At 69.6% G+C, this 17,345-nt stretch carries 20 protein-coding genes; 12 read left to right on the forward strand and 8 right to left on the reverse strand.

The features are described 5' to 3' along the window. The first annotated feature begins 25 nt into the window (after positions 1-25). Positions 26-889: an oxaloacetate decarboxylase gene (locus ACAM57_RS05345; protein ID WP_369660929.1), complete on the forward strand. Its 864-nt coding sequence runs from the start codon at positions 26-28 to the stop codon at positions 887-889. Between the two features lie 41 nt (positions 890-930). On the opposite strand, the gene ACAM57_RS05350 is transcribed toward ACAM57_RS05345, so the two are convergent. After that, positions 931-1,377, reverse strand: coding sequence for a universal stress protein (locus ACAM57_RS05350; RefSeq protein ID WP_126025001.1), 447 nt, complete (start codon positions 1,375-1,377; stop codon positions 931-933). 175 nt (positions 1,378-1,552) lie between these two features. On the opposite strand from ACAM57_RS05350, the gene ACAM57_RS05355 reads away from it, so the two are divergent. Then, entirely contained in the window at positions 1,553-1,897 is a 345-nt protein-coding gene (locus ACAM57_RS05355; RefSeq protein WP_126025000.1) for a FlxA-like family protein, read from the forward strand. A 24-nt stretch (positions 1,898-1,921) separates the two neighbouring features. On the opposite strand, the gene ACAM57_RS05360 is transcribed toward ACAM57_RS05355, so the two are convergent. Further along, a complete protein-coding gene (locus tag ACAM57_RS05360; RefSeq protein ID WP_126024999.1) occupies positions 1,922-2,470 on the reverse strand; it encodes a MarR family winged helix-turn-helix transcriptional regulator in 549 nt (182 codons plus the stop codon). A gap of 211 nt (positions 2,471-2,681) precedes the next feature. Between ACAM57_RS05360 and ACAM57_RS05365 the strand changes: the two genes are divergently transcribed. After that, positions 2,682-3,668 carry a tripartite tricarboxylate transporter substrate-binding protein gene (locus tag ACAM57_RS05365; protein WP_369660930.1) on the forward strand — a complete coding sequence of 329 codons (987 nt, stop codon included), beginning with the start codon at positions 2,682-2,684 and terminating at the stop codon, positions 3,666-3,668. Positions 3,669-3,703: 35 nt separating this feature from the next. Here ACAM57_RS05365 and ACAM57_RS05370 read toward each other — a convergent pair whose 3' ends face one another. From ACAM57_RS05370 to ACAM57_RS05385, 4 genes are read right to left on the reverse strand one after another with little or no spacing between them, the layout of a single operon-like run. Continuing rightward, a complete protein-coding gene (locus tag ACAM57_RS05370; protein ID WP_369660931.1) occupies positions 3,704-4,870 on the reverse strand; it encodes a mandelate racemase/muconate lactonizing enzyme family protein in 1,167 nt (388 codons plus the stop codon). Positions 4,871-4,910: 40 nt separating this feature from the next. Then, positions 4,911-5,621: an SDR family NAD(P)-dependent oxidoreductase gene (locus ACAM57_RS05375; protein WP_184642233.1), complete on the reverse strand. Its 711-nt coding sequence runs from the start codon at positions 5,619-5,621 to the stop codon at positions 4,911-4,913. Next, the gene (locus tag ACAM57_RS05380) at positions 5,611-6,582 is read right to left on the reverse strand and encodes a Bug family tripartite tricarboxylate transporter substrate binding protein (protein ID WP_369660932.1); all 972 of its coding nucleotides are present in this window, start codon (positions 6,580-6,582) and stop codon (positions 5,611-5,613) included. The genes ACAM57_RS05375 and ACAM57_RS05380 overlap by 11 nt, the downstream gene beginning before the upstream one ends. A gap of 53 nt (positions 6,583-6,635) precedes the next feature. Continuing rightward, positions 6,636-7,574: a dihydrodipicolinate synthase family protein gene (locus ACAM57_RS05385; RefSeq protein WP_126024994.1), complete on the reverse strand. Its 939-nt coding sequence runs from the start codon at positions 7,572-7,574 to the stop codon at positions 6,636-6,638. Between the two features lie 117 nt (positions 7,575-7,691). Here ACAM57_RS05385 and ACAM57_RS05390 point away from each other — a divergent pair, with 117 nt between their 5' ends. Continuing rightward, positions 7,692-8,618, forward strand: coding sequence for a LysR family transcriptional regulator (locus ACAM57_RS05390; RefSeq protein ID WP_369660933.1), 927 nt, complete (start codon positions 7,692-7,694; stop codon positions 8,616-8,618). 13 nt (positions 8,619-8,631) lie between these two features. Here the strand turns inward: ACAM57_RS05390 and ACAM57_RS05395 are convergent, their stop codons facing one another. Both ACAM57_RS05395 and ACAM57_RS05400 read right to left on the reverse strand, forming a co-directional pair. Then, entirely contained in the window at positions 8,632-9,303 is a 672-nt protein-coding gene (locus ACAM57_RS05395) for an RraA family protein (protein WP_369660934.1), read from the reverse strand. Positions 9,304-9,328: 25 nt separating this feature from the next. Continuing rightward, positions 9,329-10,555, reverse strand: a complete 1,227-nt coding sequence (locus ACAM57_RS05400; RefSeq protein ID WP_369660935.1) for an aspartate transaminase — start codon at positions 10,553-10,555, stop codon at positions 9,329-9,331. 143 nt (positions 10,556-10,698) lie between these two features. On the opposite strand from ACAM57_RS05400, the gene nac reads away from it, so the two are divergent. From nac to ACAM57_RS05440, 8 genes are all read left to right on the forward strand, one after another. Then, positions 10,699-11,637, forward strand: a complete 939-nt coding sequence (gene nac, locus ACAM57_RS05405) for a nitrogen assimilation transcriptional regulator NAC (RefSeq protein WP_369660936.1) — start codon at positions 10,699-10,701, stop codon at positions 11,635-11,637. Positions 11,638-11,764: 127 nt separating this feature from the next. After that, positions 11,765-12,199, forward strand: coding sequence for an acetyl-CoA carboxylase biotin carboxyl carrier protein subunit (locus tag ACAM57_RS05410; protein WP_369660937.1), 435 nt, complete (start codon positions 11,765-11,767; stop codon positions 12,197-12,199). Between the two features lie 13 nt (positions 12,200-12,212). After that, positions 12,213-13,568, forward strand: a complete 1,356-nt coding sequence (gene accC / locus ACAM57_RS05415) for an acetyl-CoA carboxylase biotin carboxylase subunit (protein WP_369660938.1) — start codon at positions 12,213-12,215, stop codon at positions 13,566-13,568. A 2-nt stretch (positions 13,569-13,570) separates the two neighbouring features. Next, positions 13,571-14,221 carry a 5-oxoprolinase subunit PxpB gene (gene pxpB, locus ACAM57_RS05420; RefSeq protein WP_369660939.1) on the forward strand — a complete coding sequence of 217 codons (651 nt, stop codon included), beginning with the start codon at positions 13,571-13,573 and terminating at the stop codon, positions 14,219-14,221. Next, positions 14,218-15,207: a biotin-dependent carboxyltransferase family protein gene (locus ACAM57_RS05425; protein WP_369660940.1), complete on the forward strand. Its 990-nt coding sequence runs from the start codon at positions 14,218-14,220 to the stop codon at positions 15,205-15,207. Before pxpB ends, ACAM57_RS05425 begins: the two co-directional genes overlap by 4 nt. Further along, positions 15,204-15,602, forward strand: coding sequence for a biotin/lipoyl-containing protein (locus ACAM57_RS05430; protein WP_369660941.1), 399 nt, complete (start codon positions 15,204-15,206; stop codon positions 15,600-15,602). The genes ACAM57_RS05425 and ACAM57_RS05430 overlap by 4 nt, the downstream gene beginning before the upstream one ends. Before the next feature lie 29 nt (positions 15,603-15,631). After that, the gene (locus ACAM57_RS05435) at positions 15,632-16,396 is read left to right on the forward strand and encodes a LamB/YcsF family protein (RefSeq protein ID WP_369660942.1); all 765 of its coding nucleotides are present in this window, start codon (positions 15,632-15,634) and stop codon (positions 16,394-16,396) included. Positions 16,397-16,577: 181 nt separating this feature from the next. Further along, positions 16,578-17,330: an SDR family oxidoreductase gene (locus tag ACAM57_RS05440; protein ID WP_369660943.1), complete on the forward strand. Its 753-nt coding sequence runs from the start codon at positions 16,578-16,580 to the stop codon at positions 17,328-17,330. Positions 17,331-17,345: the final 15 nt, after the last annotated feature.

Raw genomic sequence — 17,345 nt, forward strand, 5'->3', positions numbered from 1 at the left:
AACGCAACACAACAAGGAAGAACCGATGTCGACTCGCAAGACCCTCCGAGCCCTGGCCGAAGCGCGCCGGGGCGTGCTGGTGCCGGGTGCCTTCAACGCGCTGTCGGCGCGCGTGATCGAGGACCTGGGCTTCGAGGCCATCTACGTCACCGGCGCGGGCGTCACCAACATGTGGTTCGGCCTGCCCGACCAGGGCTTCATGGGCCTGCACGAGATCGCCGACCACACGGCGCGCATCCGCGACGCGGTGGGCCTGCCGCTGATCGTGGATGCCGACACCGGCTTCGGCAATGCGCTCAACGTGCGCCACACGGTGCGCGTGCTGGAGCGCGCGGGCGCCGACTGCATCCAGTTCGAGGACCAGGTCGCACCCAAGCGCTGCGGCCACTTCTCGGGCAAGGACGTGATCTCCACCGAGGAGGCAGTCAACAAGATCAAGGCTGCCGTCGATGCGCGCACCGACCCCGATCTGCTCGTGATGGCCCGCACCGACGCCGCCGCCACGCTGGGCTTCGAGGCCGCCATCGAGCGCGCGCAGAAGTTCACCGAGGCGGGTGCAGACATCCTCTTCGTGGAGGCTGTGACCACGGCCGACGAGATCCGCGCGCTGCCGCAGCGGCTGAAGAAGCCGCAGCTCATGAACATGGTGATCGGCGGCAGGACGCCGATCTTCGGCGCCGAGGAACTCGCCGGGCTGGGCTACGGCATCGTGCTGTATGCCAACGCGGCGCTGCAGGGGGCAGTCGCCGGCATGCAGAAGGCGCTGACGGTGCTGCGCGACACGAAGCGCGTGGACGAAGACCCGGCGCTGGTCGTGCCCTTCGCGGAACGCCAGCGGCTGGTGGGCAAGCCCGAACTCGACGCGCTGGAGAAGCGGTACGCGAGCTGAGCAGGAGAAGGCGGGAGAAAGCAGGAGAAGGGCTGGCGCCGCTAGCGCAGCACCAGCACCGGGATGTGAGAGTGCGTCAGCACATGCAGCGTCTCGCTGCCCATCAGCAGGCGCGCCAGGCTGCGCCGGCCGTGAGAGGCCATCACGATCAGGTCGCACTGCTGGTTCTTCGCGGCCGCGATGATGGCCTCGGCCACCTGGTTCGACTTCATGACCACCGCCCTCGGATTGCGCACGCCCCTGGCGGTGGCGGCGGCGACCGACTTGTCGACCAGCCGGCGCGCGGCATGGTCCGACTGCTCCTGCGCGGCCTCGATGTCGCGCTGGCTCAGCATCAGCGATCCTTCGAAGTAGCCGACGGGCTCGATGTGCGCGACGGTGACGCTCACCAGTTCGGCATTGCAGAGCAGGGCCAGATCGATGGCGGCATTGACCGCCTGCTCCGACAGCGCAGAGCCGTCGGTTGCCACGAGAACACGCTTGTACATGGCAGGCTCCTTGGCCCCCGGCACCGCGGGTGCCCTCGGATTCCAGTCTAGTCGGCCATGGTGGCGGTGCAAGCGGTCGCGGGCGATGGAGGCGCGATCAGAGGCGGCCCTCTATTTTTCGCGCCGGCTGCCGATATAGCTTCTTTCCCTTGCGGACAACCAGAGGAGGACAGAAATGCTCAATGCCATTGGCGCGAGCGGCGGCGCAACAGGGAGCGGGGTCAACGTGAACGCCGAGATCGCGAAGATCCAGCGGCAGATCACCGCCACGCAGAAACAGATCGGCGAGACACAGGCCCAGCTGCTCGCCGCGCCCGAGGAGGCCCGCGATGCGATCCGGATGCAGCTCGAGGCGCTCGCGGCGAAGCTCGCGATGCTGCAGCAGCAGATGAATGCGCTGCGCAACGCCGGCGTCCAGCAGAGCGCGATGGCCTCGCTGGAGGAAGGTGCAGCGGGTACGCAGCGCGCCAGCCGCGGTGCGTCGGGCACGCTCGGCAGCGTGGTGGACGTGCAGGCCTGACCGCCCGCTCGATCGCCCGCGGGGTCAGCCGCCGCGCTCGGGCCAGCGGTGCCGCGTTCCGCCCGAGCGCCGGTCCGCCTTTTCCGCCACCACGCCCTGCGCGAGCAGTTCCTCGCCGCGCTGCTCCAGGTGGTGAAGGCAGCGCAGGAGGGCGTCCAGGTCCGCGGGTGCCACGCCTTCCAGCAGTTCCGTGTTCAGCCCCGCGATGCGCGGAAAGAGCCTGCCGAAGAGCTGCTGGCCCGAGGCGCTCAGCCGCACATGCACTTCGCGCCGGTCTTCCGCGTTCTGCCGGCGCTGCACCAGCTTCTTCTCGACCAGGCTGCGCAGTCCGCGCGAGGTGCGCACGCGGTCCAGGTGCAGCTGGGTGGCCAGCGCCGAGGAGGTCATCTCGCCCTCCTGGGCGAGCGTGGCGATCATTCCCCACTCGCGGCGCGTGATGCCGAAGCCGCCCTCGACCAGCCGCGTCGCCATGCCGCTGCCCGCGCGCACGGCGCGCGCCATGCGGTAGAGCAGCAGGTCGTCCAGTGAATGGGGCGCGCGCAACGCTCCTGCATCGGGGAAAGCTTGTTGCATACAGGTGACGGAACGTGAAGGGCGCGAGCGGTTGAAGTGTGGTTCGCCCGCCTCGGCAGGCACTTGATTGATTAGATCAACTGTTTCCCTGTACGTATAAACCAGTAACAAATTTGAACGACCGGAAACAGTCTTGGTGCGCGATTTTCGCCGCGAAACCGCGCCTGCCCGTCCTTCCGTTCGTGCCCACCTCCGCAGGAGACCCGATCCGATGCCCGCATTCCTTTCCCGGCGCAAGCTCATCATGGCATGGGGCGTCGCCCTGGCCGCCTGCGCTCCCCTGGCCCAGGCTCAGGCGCCCGCCGCGCTGGACGGTGGGCCGCTCACCCTCGTGGTCGGCTATGCCCCGGGCGGCAGCACCGACCGCATCGCGCGGCTGATCGCCGAGCGACTCACGCCGAAGCTCGGCGTGCAGGTGAGCGTGGAAAACCGTCCGGGTGAAGGCGGCCGTCTCGCGGCCAAGGAAGTGAAGCGCGCGCCCGCCACGCAGAACGTGCTGATGCTGGGCAACCCCGCCGTGATGGTGGTTGCGCCGCTGGTCATCAAGGACGCGGGCTACGACCCCGACAAGGACTTCGTGCCCGTTTCGCAGGTCAGCAGCTACGACTTCGCGCTGGCCGTCGGCAGCAAGCTGCAGCTCGACCGCGCGATGTTCCTCGTGGGCCGGCTGTGGGCGCACCCCGAGGAAGCCATCTTCGGCGTGCCCGCCACCGGCAGCCTGCCGCACTTCTTCGGCCTGATGGTGGGCGACGCGCTGAGCGTGCAGCCGCAGATCAAGGGTTATGGCGGCTCGGCGCCGCTGGCGGCCGACCTGGTCAACGGCAGCCTGCCGATTGCCATCGACACGCTCGACTCGCTCTATCCGCAGCACGTGGCCGGCAAGATCCGCATCCTGGCCACCTCGGGCAAGAAGCGCGCGAGCTTCGCGCCCAACATCCCGACCTTCAGCGAGGCCGGCATGAAGATCGACGCCGACGGCTGGAACACCTTCTTCGCGCCAGCGGCCATGCCGCCCGCCAAGGTGCAGCTGCTGGCCAATTCGATCCGCGACGTGATGAAGGACCCGGGCCTGCACAAGGCGGCCGACGCGCTCTTCATCACGCCCGTGTCCAGCAACGCGGCGGAAACGACGCAGATGTTGAAGGCCTACCGCGCGCAGTGGGAACCCGTGGTGCGCCGCTCGGGGTTCCATCCCTGAGCCTCGCACCGTCGGCCCGGTAGCTCGTCAGTTCATCAGCTGGCGAGCGCCCGCATCTCGGAGATCAGATCGGCCTTGCCCTCGAAGCCGATGCCCGGCAGCGGCGGCAGGGTGACGTAGCCGTTGTCCACCTTCACGCCGTCGGGGAAGCCGCCGTAGGGCTGGAACAGGTCGGGGTAGCTCTCGTTGCCGCCCAGGCCGAGGCCGGCGGCAATGGCCAGCGACATCTGGTGGCCGCCGTGCGGAATGCAGCGCGAGGGCGACCAGCCGTTTTCCTTCAGCATGTCGAGCGTGCGCAGGTATTCGACGAGGCCGTAGCTCAGCGCGCAGTCGAACTGCAGCCAGTCGCGGTCGGGGCACATGCCGCCGTGGCGGATGAGGTTGCGCGCGTCCTGCATCGAGAACAGGTTCTCGCCCGTGGCCATCGGGCCGGCATACACCTCGCCCAGCTTGGCCTGCAGTTCGTAGTCGAGCGGGTCGCCGGCTTCCTCGTACCAGAAGAGCGGGTACTGCGAGAGCGCGCGGCCGTAGTCGATGGCGGTGGGCAGGTCGAAGCGGCCGTTGGCGTCCACCGCGAGCTGCTGGCCGGGGCCGAGGATCTTCAGCACCGACTCGATGCGCTCGCAGTCCTCGGCCAGCGTGGCGCCGCCGATCTTCATCTTCACCACCGAGTAGCCGCGCTCCAGGTAGCTGGTCATCTCGCGCTGCAGGCCTTCGAGGCCTTTGCCGGGGTAGTAGTAGCCGCCTGCCGCGTAGACGAACACGCGCGGGTCGGGCTTGCCGGTGCCGTAGCGCTCGGCCAGCAGCTGATGGAGCGGCTTGCCGGCGATCTTGGCGGTGGCGTCCCACACGGCCATGTCGATGGTGCCCACGGCCACCGAGCGCTCGCCATGGCCGCCGGGCTTCTCGTTGATCATCATGCGGGCCCAGATCTTGTGCGGATCGAGGTTGTCGCCGGTCTCGTCCAGCAGCGAGGCCGGGTCGGCCTCCAGCAGGCGCGGCAGGAAGCGCTCGCGGATCAGCCCGCCCTGGCCGTAGCGGCCGTTGGAATTGAAACCGTAGCCGACGACGGGCCTGCCATCGCGGATCACGTCGGTGACCACCGCCACGAGGCTCAGGGTCATCTTCGAGAAATCGATGTAGGCGTTGCGGATGTCCGACTTGATGGGGCGGGTGGATTCGAGGATGTTGACGATTTTCATGGTCGGGTTCCGGGTGGAAGAGAGGGAAAGCGAAAGAGGTTCAGAGATGCAGCGACGAGCCGCCGCAGATCGGGATGTCCTGCCCCGTGATGGCCGCCGCCTGCGGCGAAAGAAGAAAGCCGGTGAGCGCCGCGATCTCCTCGGGCTGGATCAGCCGGCCGATGGGCGGCAGGCGCGGTGCGCTGCCCGCGCGGGCCGGGTCCTGAAGCATCGATGTCTGCGTGGCGCCGGGCGACACCACGTTGACGGTCACGCCGTGCGAGGCGACTTCCGCCGCCCAGCTTCGCGCGAGCGCGATCAGCGCGGCCTTGGTCGCGGCGTACTGGCCGCGCCCGGGCAGGCCCTGCGCGACGCGGCTGCCGACGAACACCACGCGGCCGTTGCCACGCGCCGCCATCGCGGGCACGAGCGCGTCGGCCAGGCGCGTGGCAGCGTCCACGTGCAGGCGCCACATCAGTTCGCCGCCCGCATGGTCGAGTTCGCCCAGCGGGCCGACGCGCAGCACGCCGGCCGCGTGCACCAGCGCGCCCGCGTCCTGCAGCGCCGAGGCGGTGCGCGCAATGGCGGCGGCGTCGCTGAGGTCCACCGCCATGTGCGTGAAGCCGGCGTGGGACGACAGCGTGGGCGCGGCCAGGTCCAGCCCGCTCACGCGCCAGCCCGACTGCAGCAGGTGCGAGGCGATGGCGCGGCCGATGCCGCCGCTGCTGCCCGTCACCACGGCATGCGGAAGCTGGGCTCCCTTATTCGACATGGATGTTGCCCTCGGTGATGATCTTCTTCGAGCGCGCCATGTCCTCGGCCTGGAACTTCGCGAAGTCCTCGACGCTGCCCGGCGTCAGCAGCAGGCCCTGCGCGTTCAGCGTCTCGCGCATGTCGGTGCCCAGCGCCTTGTTGACCTCGGCGTTCAGCCGCTGCGTGATGGCCGGCGGCAATTTCGCCGGGCCCCACAGGCCGTACCAGCTGTAGAACTCGTAGCCCGGAATGCTCTCGCCCACCGTGGGCACGTTCGGCAGGCTGGTGGCGCGCGTGGCCGAGGTAACGGCAATCACCTTCAGCATGCCGCTCTTGTGGTACTGCAGCGAGCCGAGGATGGGGTCGATGAAGCCGTCGATCTGCCCGCCGATCAGGTCCTGGAAGGCAGGCGCCGTGCCCTTGTACGGCACGATCAGGTAGTCGAGCCCGCCGCCCGCGCGCTTGAGCAGCTCGGTCGACAGGTGCCCCGCCGAGCCGATCGAGCCCACCGCGAAGGTCATCTTGCCGGGGTGCGCCTTGGCGTAGGCGATGAGCGACTTCACGTCGTTCACCGGCAGGTTCTTGTTGACCGCCACCGACAGCGGCGCCTTGGCCACCAGCGCCACCGGGGTGAAGTCGCGCACCACCTCGTAGGGCACCGACTTCATGGTCATCGGCGCGGTGGTGAAGGTCGATGCGTTGAACAGCAGCGTGTAACCGTCGGCCGGCGCCTTCGACACCACGTCGGCACCGATCACGCCGTTGCCGCCGGGGCGGTTCTCCACGATGAAGGTCTGGCCCGTCTGCTCGCCCAGTTTCTGCGCCAGCAGGCGGCCGACCGTGTCGAGCGTGCCGCCGGGCGGGAAGGGAATCACCATGCGCACCGGGCGGGCGGGCCAGTTCTGGGCGAGGCCGGCGGTCGATACGGCGGCCAGCGCGAGCGCGGCCAGCGTGGCGCGCAGGAAGTGCTTGCGTTGCATGTCTCTTGTCTCCTGGTTTTCTTTTCACCGAGGGGCGCGGCGGCCCCCTCCTGTCAGCGCTTCGACAGGCCCGCCTGCTCGACGGCGGCGCGCAGCGCGTCCATCTCGCGCGCGTTGGGCGCCTCCGTGGGCGGGCGCACCGTGGCGTTCTCCAGCACGCCGGCCAGGTACATGCCGCCCTTCATGCGGGCGTGGGCCTCGCCGGTGGGCTCGCCGCCGCCGTACACCGCGTCCTTCAGCGGCGTGATGAGCGCCTGCACCGCCATCGCCTTCTTCAGGTCGCCGGCCTTCACCGCGTTCCACAGGTCGATGATGAGTTGCGGGATGAAGGTCGCGAAGCCGACCAGCGCGCCGTCCACGCCCTGCACCATCGACGCCAGCAGGTACTCGTCGTGGCAGGTGAGGATGGCCTTGGAGGCATCGGCCTCGCGGATCGCCTGGATGTCGCGGGCGTACTTGTTCATGTCGCGCTGGCCCACCTTGAAGGCCTGCAGGTAGGGCAGGCGTGCCAGTTCGGCCAGCAACTGCGACGAATACGAGGCGCGCGTCCAGGCCGGGTACACGTGGCAGACCAGGTCCAGTTCGGGCGCGGCGCGGTGGATGGCCTCGAAGTACTGCAGCGCGTGGCCGGGCGTGAAGCCGAAGCGCAGCCAGTGGTGCGGCGGCATCACGTCCAGCGCCACCGCGCCGGCGGCCTGGGCGGCGCGGGCGTGCTCGGCGGCTTCGGCCAGGCCCTCGCAGACGATCGACGAGATCACTGGCATGCGGCCGCGCAACTCGTCGGCAACGATGCGCGTGACCTCGGCGCGCTCCGAAGGCGTGAGCGAGAACACCTCGCCGGTGTGGCCGTTGGTCATGACCGCCACCACGCCGTCATGGCCGGCGAGCCAGGAAGCCAGCTTGCGCAGCGCGGGTTCGTCGATGCGGTGGTCGGCCGTGAAGGGGCAGGAAATGGCGGGAATGATCCCGCGATAATTCGCGATGGAAGGCATGCTGTGTCTCCGTGGTGGTTCAAGGTGCAGGAATGGGTGCATCTTTTGCCGGCGGGGTGCGGACCGTCCAATACTCGAATCGCATACAACTATTCAACCCGACCGACCGCGCAGCGCATGGGCCCCGGCAACCGACCCCTCGACCTCGAATGGCTGGAAGACTTCCTGGCCCTGGCCGAGACCGGCAATTTCTCGCGCGCGGCGCAGGCGCGCTCCATCGCGCAGCCCGCCTTCAGCCGCCACATCCGCTCGCTGGAGGAATGGGTGGGCGTCGATCTGTTCGACCGCAGCGCGCACCCCACCGCGCTCACCGCTGCGGGCAAGCGCTTCCAGCCGCTGCTGCAGGAAGTGCTGGCGGGCCTGGAGGCCGCGCGCATCAAGGCCCGCGCCGCGCACGACCTGGCAGCCGCCAGCCTGAGCTTCGCCGCCACGCATGTGCTCTCGCTCACCTTTTTTCCGCGCTGGCTCGCGAGCGTGGAATCGCGGCTGAGCATGGGCCCGATCCAGACCATTTCCGACAGCTCCTACGCCTGCGAAGACCTGATGCTGCAGCGCCGCGTGCAGTTCGTGCTGTGCCACGGCCATGCCGATGCGCCGGGCCGGCTCGACGAGGCGCAGTACCCCGTGCGGCGGCTGAGCGAAGACGTGCTCGTGCCAGTGAGCGCGCCCGATACCGGCGGCGCCCCGCTGCATGCGCTGGGCAAGGGCCAGTCGCCCTCCGTGCTGGCCTACAGCGAGGCCTCGGGCCTGGGCCGCATCATGCGTGCCATCCAGGACATCGAGTTCGGCAAGGACTTCGCCGCGTCGCTGTCCATCGTGTTCACCGCCCACCATGCCGCGCTGCTGCGCACCATGGCACTCGAAGGCCGCGGTCTCGCGTGGCTGCCGATGAGTTTGGTGTCGGACGACCTGCGCGGCGGCGCGCTGGTCGATGCCGGCGCGGGCGGCTGGCGCGTGCCGGTGGACATACGCCTGTACCGCCAGCAGGCGCAGATGGCGCCGGTGGCGGAGGCGTTGTGGGGGCTGGTCAGCGAAACTGGCTGATCAGCACTTCGTTTCAGTTGGCGCAGCGCGCTTCGAGGGCATCGAGGAAGCTGCGGTCCCAGCGGCCTTCCTTCATCGCCGCGATGGTGCGCGCCTCGGTCTCCAGGTGCGCGCGCGCCTTCTCGATCAGCAGCTCCGCCTCGTCGGGCGGGAAGGCCATCAGGCCGTCCTGGTCGCCCACCACGATGTCGCCGGGGTTCACGATCATTCCGCCGACCGACACCGGAACGTTGATCTCGCCAGGGCCGTCCTTGTACGGGCCGCGGTGGTTCACCCCGCGCGCGTACACCGGGTAGTCGCGCTCGCGGATCTCGGCCACGTCGCGGATGGCGCCGTCGAGCACCAGGCCGGCGGTGCCGATGGTCGCGGTGTAGAACGACAGGATGCCGCCGATCACCGCGTTGTTGAGGTCGCCGCCCGCGTCGATCACCAGCACGTCGCCGGCCCTGCAGAACTCGAAGGCGCGCATCGGCGTGAGGTTGTCGCCGCCGCGCGTCTTCACGGTCACGGCCGTACCCGCCATGGTCTTGTGGCCGGGGCGGTGATAGGGCTGCAGGCCCACGCTGCCGATGTTGCGGTGCATGTTGTCGCTGAGCGCGGCCACCGGGATGTCGCGCAGCGCGGCAATGATGTGCGGCGCCACCTGCGGTGCCGACGGGTTCTTGCGAATGGCTTTGTAGGGCATGGGGAGCGTCCTCGTCTTGAAGTCTTCAGCGCAATGCGGCCACGGCGCGCGCGACGCGCTTGCAGCCCTCTTCCAGCGTCTCGAGCGACGTGGCGATGGAAAGCCGGAAGTAGGGCGAGAGCCCGTAGGCCGTGCCCGCCACCACCGCCACGCCCTCGCTTTCGAGCAGGTACATCACCACGTCGCCGTCTTCGCGCAGCTGCCTGCCCTCGGGCGTGGTCTTGCCGATGAGGCCGCCGCAGTTGATGTACAGGTAGAAGGCGCCGGGCGGCGTCGCGCAGCTCAGGCCGGGAATGTCGTTGACCAGCGCCAGCGTGCGGTCGCGCCGCTGCCGGTAGACGGCCACGCTCTCGGCCACGAAGGCCTGGTCGCCGTTGAGCGCCGCCGCCGCCGCCGCCTGGCTCACCGAGCAGCAGTTGCCGGTGGACTGCGAAAGCAGCGTGTCCAGCGCCTTGATCAGGTCCGCCGGGCCGGCCGCGTAGCCGATGCGCCAGCCCGTCATCGCGTAGGTCTTGGACACGCCGTTCACGATCAGCGTGCGCTCGCGCAGCGAAGGCGCCACGCCGAGGATGTGCGGCAGCGGTTCGCCGTCGAAGCGGATGTGCTCGTAGATCTCGTCGGTCATCACCATCACCTGCGGATGGCGTTCCAGCACTTCGGCCAGCGCGCGGTATTCGGCGGCCGTGTAGCTCGCGCCGGTCGGGTTGCTCGGCGAGTTGATCAGCAGCCAGCGCGTGCGCGGCGTGATGGCCGCCTCGAGCTGCGCGGGCGTCAGCTTGAAGCCGTTGGCCTCGGGGCAGGCCACGGTGACGGGCGTGCCCTCGCAGGCCAGAACCATGTCGGGATACGACACCCAGTAGGGCGCCGGGATGATCACCTCGTCGCCCGGCTCCAGCGTGACCGCGAAGGCGTTGTAGATCGCGCTCTTCGCGCCGCTGGTGGCGATGATCTCGTTTATCGCGTAGCTCAGGCCGTTCTCGCGCTGCAGCTTGGCGACGATGGCTTCGCGCAGCTCCACCGTGCCCGCCATCAGCGTGTAGCGCGTGGCGCCGCGCTCGATGGCGGCCGCCGCGGCCTGGCGAATGTGCGCGGGCGTGTCGAAGTCGGGCTCGCCCACCACGAGGTTCACGATCGACTTGCCCTGCCTGCGCAGCTCGTTGGCGCGGTCGGCCGCCGAGGTGCTGGGCGAGGGCTTGATGCGCCGCACGCGGGCGGCAATGCGGGAGTCAGCGCTGGAAGTAGTGGCTTGCATGGACCGAACGGTACGCACATCGATCCCGCGAGGCCAAGACGAGATTGCACTGGTCGTATAGGCGCAGCTTATGACTCATGGTGAGCACCCATATCCGCCGCGCGGGGCCGGTGCTAGGCTTGGCTTTTGCTTGGGGACAAGGCGTGAACCTGCGACGCCTCAAATACTTCGTGAAGATCGTGGACATCGGAAGCCTCACTCAGGCGGCCGAGGTTCTTTTCATCGCCCAGCCCGCGCTGAGCCAGCAGCTGGCCACGCTCGAAGGCGAAGTGCGCCAGCAACTGCTGGTGCGCACCAAGCGCGGCGTGACGCCCACCGAGGCCGGCAAGGTGCTGTACCGCCACGCGCAGATCATCCTGCGCCAGTGCGAGCAGGCCCGTGTAGACATGGAAGCCGCCGGCGAAGGACTGTCGGGCCAGGTGTCGGTGGGCCTGGCGCCGGGTACGGCGGCATCGGCGCTCTCGCTGCCGCTCTTGCGCACCGTGCGCGCGCGGCACCCGGGCATCCTGCTCTACCTGAACGAGAACTACGGCACCACGCTCAGCGAACTCATCATGAACGGCCGCATGGACCTGGCCGTGCTCTACGGCGACAAGGCCATCCACGGCTTGAGCTTCCTGCCGCTGCTGAAGGAACCGCTCTTCCTGGTCGGGCCGGCCTCGATGCCCGCGCCCTCGCAGCCGGTGAAGCTGGCCGACCTGCGCGACATCGAACTCTTCCTGCCGCGCCCCTACAACGTGGTGCGCAAGCTGGTGGACGCGGCCTTCGTGCGCGCGGGCATGGTGCCGCGCGTGGTGGCGGAGATCGAATCGGCCTTCACCCTCACGGCGGCCGTTGCCGACGGGCTGGGCGCCACCATCCTGCCGGCGTCGATGGCGCGCGAGGTGGTGGCGAGCTGCGGCGCATGGCAGTTCCCCATCGTCGATCCGGTCATCGAGGCGCCGCTGGCGCTGTGCCAGTCCGACCACCTGCCGCTGTCGGAGCCCGCGCAGGCGGTGAAGGACATCCTGCTCGAACTGGTGGCCGACCTCGCGGGCACCGTCGCGTCCACGCCCGAGCCCGAGATCGCCGCCCTGTCCTGAGCCGGGCGTCATAAGCCGCCCTTATCCCGGCACAGCCAATCCGTCTTGGGCTTTGTGCCCGCTGCCCGCTACCTTTCATGCATGCCGTCACGCGTTCGCGGAACGCGTCGGCCATCGAAGCCCCGGCATGAAGCAGGAACAGATCAAGACGCTCATCGACGCTTTGGCCGCATCGGACCTGGCGGAACTGGAATTCAGCGAGAACGGCAGCACGCTGCGGCTGGTGAAGCTCGCGGCGCTGGGCGTTGCGCCCGCTGCACGGGCGCCTTCCGCCGCACGAAGGGCTCCGCGACAGGCCCTGGAAGCAAGTGCCGATCCGACGGCTGCCGGAACCGAATGCCTCGCGCCGCTGCACGGCGTGGTGCACCTGCAGCCCGCACCGGGCGAACCGCCTTTCGTGCGACAGGGCCAGGCCGTGGAAGCCGGCCAGCTGCTGTGCGTGATCGAGGCGATGAAGATGTTCAACGAGGTCCGTGCCGACGCGGGCGGCACCGTGCAGCAGGTGCTCGTGCAGTCGGGCCAGGAAGTGGAAGCGGGGCAGTCCCTGTTCCGCTTCGCCTGAGGAGGCACGCGCGATGTCCTTCGACACCGTCCTCATCGCCAACCGGGGCGAGATCGCCCTGCGCATCCAGCGCGCCTGCCGTGGGCTCGGGCTGCGTACCGTGGTCGTGCACTCCGAGGCCGACCGCAACGCGGTGTACGTTGCGCAGGCAGACCAGGCCCTGTGCCTGGGCCCCGCCGCGCCGAGCCAGAGCTATCTCAACCAGTCCGCCATTCTTTTCGCCGCCGAAGTGAGCGGCGCGCAGGCGATCCATCCCGGCTACGGCTTCCTGTCGGAGAACGCGGACTTCGCGCAGCGCGTCGAACAGGCCGGTCTGGTCTTCATCGGCCCCAGCGCCGCCTGCATCCGCACCATGGGCGACAAGGTCTCGGCCAAGCGTGCGATGCGCAAGGCCGGCGTGCCCTGCGTGCCCGGCCCCGACGAGGCGCTGCCCGACGATGCCGCCGCCGTGCAGGCGCTGGCGCGCGAGATCGGCTACCCCGTCATCGTCAAGGCCGCGGGCGGCGGCGGCGGACGCGGCATGCGCGTGGTGCACGACGAAGCGGCGCTGCCCGGGGCGATGGCGCTCACGCGCGAGGAGGCCCGACAGGCCTTCGGAAACCCCGAGGTCTACATCGAGAAGTTCCTGCTGCACCCGCGTCACGTCGAGATCCAGGTGCTGGCCGACAGCCACGGCAACGCCGTGTGGCTGGGCAGCCGAGACTGCTCGCTGCAGCGGCGCCACCAGAAGGTGATCGAGGAAGCGCCCGCGCCCGGCATCGACGAGGCGCTCTTGGCCGAGGTGGGCGAGCGCTGCGCGGCCGCGTGCCGGCAGATCGGCTACTGCGGCGTCGGCACCTTCGAATTCCTGTACGAAAAGGGCGCCTTCTACTTCATCGAAATGAACACCCGCCTGCAGGTCGAGCACCCGGTGACGGAGATGACCGCCGGCATCGACATCGTGCAGCAGCAGCTTCGCATGGCGCGCGGCGAGTGCCTGTCGATCGCGCAGGCCGACGTGCACTGCCGGGGCCACGCCATCGAGTGCCGCATCAATGCCGAGAACCCCGACACTTTCGCGCCCTCGCCGGGGCGCATCGCCGGCTGGCAGATGCCCGGCGGCTTCGGCGTGCGCGTCGATTCGCACGCGGGCACGGGCTACCGCGTGCCGCCGTACTACGACTCGATGATCGCCAAGCTCATCGTGCACGGGGCGAGCCGCGCCGACGCGCTCGAGCGCATGCGCTTGGCGCTGGCCGAGACGCGCGTGGAAGGCATCGCCACCAACGTGCCGCTGCACCGCGCGCTGCTGCGCGACGAGGGCTTCGCGGCCGGCGGCGTCGACATCCATCATCTGGAACGCTGGCTGCAGCAAAGGAGCGCGGCGTGAATATGGCACCATCCATCAGCCTCCTGGGCACCACCGCGCTGCTCTTCGAGGCGCCCGGCGGCATGAACCTGCCGTCGCAGCAGCGAATCTGGGCGCTGGCGCGCGAGGCCGAGCGCTGGCCCGAGGTGCGCGAGGCCGTGCCGGGCATGAACAACCTGATGCTCAGCTTCACGCGCGCGCCGCGCCAGCTCGACGCGCTGCGCACGCGCCTGTGCGAAGCCTGGGACGCGGCCACCGCCTTGCCGCGCGAGGGCCGCATCGTCGAACTGCCGGTGGTCTACGGCGGCGAGGGCGGTCCGCACATGGCCGACGTGATGGCGCACACGGGGCTTGGCATCGACGCCATCGTCGAGCTGCACAGCACGCCGCTCTATCCGGTGTACGCGCTCGGCAGCCATCCGGGCTACTGCTACCTGGGCGGCATGGACCCGCGCATCGCCACGCCCCGGCGCAAGGTGCCGGTGCTGAGCATTCCCGGCGGCGCCGTGTCCATCGGCGGCGCGCAGACGGGCGTGTCGGCATCGGCCGGCCCCAGCGGCTGGAACACCATCGGCACCACCTCGATGGTGTTCTTCGACCCCGCGCAGGACCCGCCCGCGATGCTGCAGCCGGGCGACATGATCCGCTTCCGCGTGGAGGGCATCGTCCGATGATCGAGATACTTTCCTCCGCCGCGCTCGCCACCGTGCAGGACCTGGGCCGCACCGGCAGCCTGCGCTGGGGCGTGGGCACTTCGGGCGCCATGGACAACCTCGCGCTGGCCGCCGGCAACCTGCTGTTGGGCAATGCGCTCGGCGCGGCCGCCGTCGAGGTGCCGGTGTTCCCGTTCAAGGTGCTCTTCGACGACGACTGCGCCTTCGCACTCACCGGCGCCGACTGCGCCGCCCGGCTCGACGAGCAGCTTCTGCTGCCCTGGTGGGTGCACCAGGCGCGCGCAGGCCAGGTGCTCACGCTGGGCCTGCCGCGGGGCGGCGCCCAGCGCGGCAGCCGTGCCATGCTGTGCGTGGCCGGCGGCATCGACGTGCCCGAGGTGCTGGGCTCGCGCAGCACCCAGCTGCGCGGCGCCTTCGGCGGCCATGAGGGGCGCGCGCTGCGCAAGGGCGATCTGCTGCGCGCGGCTGGAGCCGGGGCTGTGTGCCGCACCGGGTTCGGTCTGGTTCCTCCGTCGCTCGCGCTGCCGCTGGAGCGCGGCGGCGTCGCGGCCGTGCGCGTGCTGCCCGCCGCCGAGTACATGGCCTTCGAGCCAGCCTCGCGCGAGGCCTTCTGGGGCGGCGAATGGAAGATCACGCCGCACAGCGACCGCTACGGCTACCGCCTCGAAGGCGAGGCGCTGCGGCCCATCGCGCCGATGGAGCTGCGCTCGCACGGCATCGTGCCCGGCGTGATCCAGGTGCCGCACAGCGGGCAGCCCATCATCCAGATGCGCGACGCCCAGCCCTCGGGCGGCTACCCCAAGTTCGGCACCGTGATCGAGGCCGACATGTGGCGCCTGGGGCAGGCGCCCATCGGCAGCCGCATCCGCTTCATCGAGACCAGCTGGGACGAGGCGCTCGACGCGCTGGACGAGGTGCGCGCCTGGCTCGACAAGGTGGCGCGGATGGTCGAACTGCACCGCGGCGCGCCCGCCGCCACGAAATGACCGGCATGCAGGACGTTTCCCGACTCGCCGCCTGGCTGGTCGGCACCGACATCGGCTTGCTCGAACTGCGCACGCCGCAGGGCACGCTGCGCCTCGGACGGAAGGGCGACTACATCGTCGAGCTGCCGGAAGAAGAGGAGGAAGAAGAGATCGAACTCGTATCGATCCGCGCCCCTTCGCTCGGCGTCTTCCTGCACGGCCATCCGATGGCCGCCGTGCCGCTGGCACGCATCGGCGCGCGCGTGGCGGCCGGCCAGGCCGTCGGCCTGCTGAAGATCGGCCCGCTGCTGCTGCCGGTGACGGCGCCGCAGGCGGGCATCGTCGACGGCATCCGTGCGGCCGACGGTGTCGCCGTCGGCTACGGCAGCCCGCTGATCGATCTGCATCCTTTCTGACAGAACGAGAAAGAGAAGGACTCCCCATCATGGACATCGACCTGAACGCAGACCTCGGCGAAGGCTTCGGCCCCTGGCGCATGGGCGAGGACGAAGCCCTGCTGGACATCGTCTCCTCCGCCAACGTGGCCTGCGGTTTCCACGCGGGCGACCCGGTCATCATGGACCGCACCGTGCGCATGGCGCGCCAGCGCGGCGTGGACGTGGGCGCGCACGTGGGCTTTCCCGACCTGATGGGGTTCGGGCGCCGCCAGATGCAGATCGAGACGAAGGAACTGGTGGCCTATGTGCTCTACCAGTTGAGCGCGCTCGACGGCATGGCCCGCACCGCCGGCCACCGCATGACGCACATGAGCTTTCATGGCGCACTGGGCAACATGGCCGCGGCCGATGCCGCGCTGGCCGAGCCGCTGGTGCGGGCTGTGGCCGACTTCGACCCCACGCTCACCGTCAGCACCTCCGCCAGCCGAGCCATCGAGGACGCGGCCGAGCGCTGCGGCCTTCACGTGCGCCGGACCTTCCTGGCCGACCGCGCCTGTGGAGACGACGGCCTGCTGGTGCCGCGCAAGCTGCCCGGCGCCGTCATCCACGAGCGCGACGCCGTACTGGCGCGCGTGCGCCAGCTATTGGAAGACGGCACCGTCACCAGCGTCACCGGCCGGAAGATCCCGATGCGCGTGCATTCCATCCTGCTGCACGGCGACACCCCCGGCGCTGTGGAGCTGGCGCGTGCCGTGCGCGGCATGGTGGAGCAGGCGGGACGCGTGGTGCCCATCTCCAGGCAATCCACCTGACCGCACCTGACCGGTGGGGCGTCGGGGCACGAACATGGTGCTAACCCTTACCCATATGCACGGATCGCGGGCGACATAAGGGCGGCTTATCTCTCCACAGCCAATCCGTCTTGGCGCCGCCCGCGGGCGCTGGCTACAGTGAAATCCAGGCAGTCATCTGCCCCCAACGAAAGAACCGAACATGCCGTTTTCCGACTACAAGACCGCACTGGTGACCGGAGCCTCCTCGGGCATCGGCGCCGCCGTCGTCGAGCGCCTGAGCAAGGAAGGCCTGAAGGTGCATGCGCTGGCGCGCAGCGCCAGCAAGCTGGCCGACCTGGCCGCGCGCACCGGCTGCGTTCCGCACGCCGTCGACGTGAGCGACATCGCGGGGATCACCCGGCTCGCGCAGGAAGTCGAGTTCGACGTGCTGGTCAACAACGCCGGCGTCGATCGCCCCGGCTCCATCCTCAAGGCCGACGCCGAGGGCATCGACCTGCTGGTGGACGTGAACCTGCGCGCCGTGCTGCACCTGTGCCGGCTCGTGGTGCCGGGCATGGTCGCGCGCGACCGCGGGCACGTGGTCAACATCAGCTCCATCGCGGGGGCCTACAACTTCGGCGGCAACAGCACCTACCACGCGACCAAGGCCGCGGTGAGCATGCTGTCGCGCCAGCTGCGCATCGACTGCTTCGGCAAGCGCGTGCGCGTCACCGAGATCTGTCCGGGGCGCGTGGCCACGGACATCTTCGCCCACGTGCACGGCGACTCCGAGGACACCTACAAGCGCTTCGTCGAGGGATTCGAGCTGCCGCAGGCCGAGGACATCGCCAGCGCCATCGCCTTCGCCATCGCGGCGCCCATTGCGGTGAACGTGGGGCACATGGAGATCACGCCCACGCTGCAGGTGCCCGGCGGCCTCTCGACCACCCGGCCCGAAACTCCGCGCGGCTGATTCCCCCAGGTCCAT

Origin of the sequence: Variovorax sp. V15 (assembly GCF_041154425.1) — a bacterium.
In the GTDB taxonomy this organism is placed as follows: domain Bacteria; phylum Pseudomonadota; class Gammaproteobacteria; order Burkholderiales; family Burkholderiaceae_C; genus Variovorax; species Variovorax guangxiensis.